Below are 2,147 nucleotides of genomic sequence, written 5' to 3' on the forward strand. Positions count from 1 at the left end.
TCCGCCGAGATCGCGGCCCGCGAGCCGCGACTGCTGGCCGCGGTCGCCCTGCACCCGAACGAGGCGCCCGAGCTCGCCGCCCGCGGCGAACTGGATGCGGCGATCGCGGTGATCGACGAACTCGCCGCGCAGGCGCGCGTGCGGGCCGTCGGCGAGACCGGCCTCGACTTCTACCGCACCGGCGACGACGGCCGCGAGGCGCAGTTCCGCTCGTTCGAGGCGCACATCGAGATCGCCAAGCGCCACGGCATCGCGCTGCAGATCCACGACCGCGACGCGCACGACGAGGTGGTGGCGACGCTGCGCCGGGCCGGCGCCCCCGACACGACGATCTTCCACTGCTTCTCGGGCGGCCGGGAGCTCGCCCGGCTCGCGGGCGACGCCGGCTGGTACTGCTCGTTCGCCGGCAACGTGACCTTCAAGAACGCCGAGAACCTGCGCGACGCCCTGCGGGCCGTGCCGCGCGACCGGATCCTCGTCGAGACCGACGCACCGTACCTCACCCCGGTGCCGTTGCGCGGGCGGCCGAACGCGCCGTACCTCGTGCCGCACACCATGCGGTTCATGGCCGACACGCTCGGTGCCGACCTCGACGAGCTGTGCGCCCAGGTCGCCGCGAACACCGAGCGCGCGTACGGCTCGTGGGCCGACGGGCTCGAGGCGGGTTCCGCGTGACGCGGCGTGCCGCGCGCGCGGGCGTCGCCGGCTGCCGGAGCATCGTGAGGGTGCGGGGGAGCAGGGCGTGAACGCGCATCGACATGAGGCCGACGGCGGCGGCGTCGTCACGCCGCGCCTGCTCGGACCGGCCGAGATCCGCGACCTCGCCGAACTGCTCGACGTCACGCCGACGAAGAAGCTCGGCCAGAACTTCGTGCACGACGCCAACACGGTCCGCCGCATCGTGCAGACCGCCGGCGTGCAGCGCGGCGAGACCGTGCTCGAGATCGGTCCCGGGCTCGGGTCGCTCACGCTCGGGCTCCTCGAAGCCGGAGCCCGGGTGATCGCGGTCGAGATCGACGCGCGCCTCGCGGCCCAGCTCCCGCACACGGTCAGCGTCATGCAGCCGGGCACGTCGCTCACGGTCGTCCGCGAGGACGCCTTGCGCGTGACCGACCTGCCGGGCGAACCGACGCGGCTCGTCGCGAACCTCCCGTACAACGTCTCGGTTCCGGTGCTGCTGCACCTGCTCGAGCACTTCCCGTCGCTCACCTCGGGCATCGTCATGGTGCAGGCCGAGGTCGGCCACCGGCTCGCCGCCGAGCCCGGCTCGAAGGTCTACGGCGGCCCGAGCGTCAAGGCGAGCTGGTACGGCGACTGGCGCACGGCCGGCCAGGTGTCGCGCATGGTGTTCTGGCCGGTGCCGAACGTCGACTCCGTGCTCGTCGGATTCGAGCGCGGCGAGGCCCCCGGCGATCCGCCCGGCACGGAGGCGGAGCGGCGGGTCGTGTTCGCGATCGTCGACGCCGCGTTCCAGCAGCGGCGCAAGATGCTCCGCCAGTCGCTGTCGGGCGTGCTCGGTGGGTCCGCCGCCACGGCGAGCGCCGTGCTCGAGCGCGCGGGCGTCGACCCCCAGGCGCGCGGCGAGCAGCTGACCGTCGAGGACTTCCTGCGGATCGCGCGGGCCGCGGCATCCGTCGCCTGACCTCGCACACCGGGTGCGGTGCCGGTCTTCGGCCCCCGAAGTGGCCCTCGGCGCTGCGCGATCGGCCCGCCCGCGTCGGCTAGCGTGGTGCCATGGTGTTCCCGGCGACCGACGCGGCAGTGCACGTCCGAGCCCCCGGGAAGATCAACCTCTTCATGCGGGTCGGAGCCCTCGACGACGACGGCTACCACGACGTCGCGACCGCGTACCAGGCCGTGTCGCTCTACGAGGACATCCGCGCGTGGCCCGACGACGAGTTCTCGGTCGCGTTCGGCGGATCGGTCGACACCTCCGGCCTGCCGACGGATGCCTCGAACCTCGCGCTCCGCGCCGCGAAGCTGCTCGCCCGCCACGCCGGCGTGCCCGGAGGGGTGCGCCTCGAGATCGACAAGCACGTCCCGATCGCGGGCGGCATGGGCGGCGGGTCGGCGGATGCCGCGGGCACGCTCGTCGCGTGCGACGCGCTCTGGGGCACGGCGCTGCCGAAGGAGGAGCTGCACGCGCT

Annotated in this window: 3 protein-coding genes; all 3 read left to right on the plus strand. The window is 74.0% G+C overall.

All coding sequences use genetic code 11. The features are described from left to right. A partial coding sequence (locus ESO86_RS15865; protein ID WP_165308037.1) for a TatD family hydrolase occupies positions 1 to 675 on the plus strand: 675 nt, incomplete at its 5' end. Between the two features lie 67 nt (positions 676 to 742). Next, positions 743 to 1,642 (plus strand): 16S rRNA (adenine(1518)-N(6)/adenine(1519)-N(6))-dimethyltransferase RsmA, encoded by a 900-nt coding sequence (rsmA, locus tag ESO86_RS15870; protein WP_129235826.1) that lies wholly within the window; start codon positions 743 to 745, stop codon positions 1,640 to 1,642. Positions 1,643 to 1,734: 92 nt separating this feature from the next. Continuing rightward, the coding region (locus ESO86_RS15875) for a GHMP family kinase ATP-binding protein (RefSeq protein ID WP_479722790.1) at positions 1,735 to 2,147 on the plus strand (413 nt) is incomplete at its 3' end.

Source organism: Agromyces binzhouensis (assembly GCF_004135055.1).
In the GTDB taxonomy this organism is placed as follows: Bacteria; Actinomycetota; Actinomycetes; order Actinomycetales; family Microbacteriaceae; genus Agromyces; species Agromyces binzhouensis.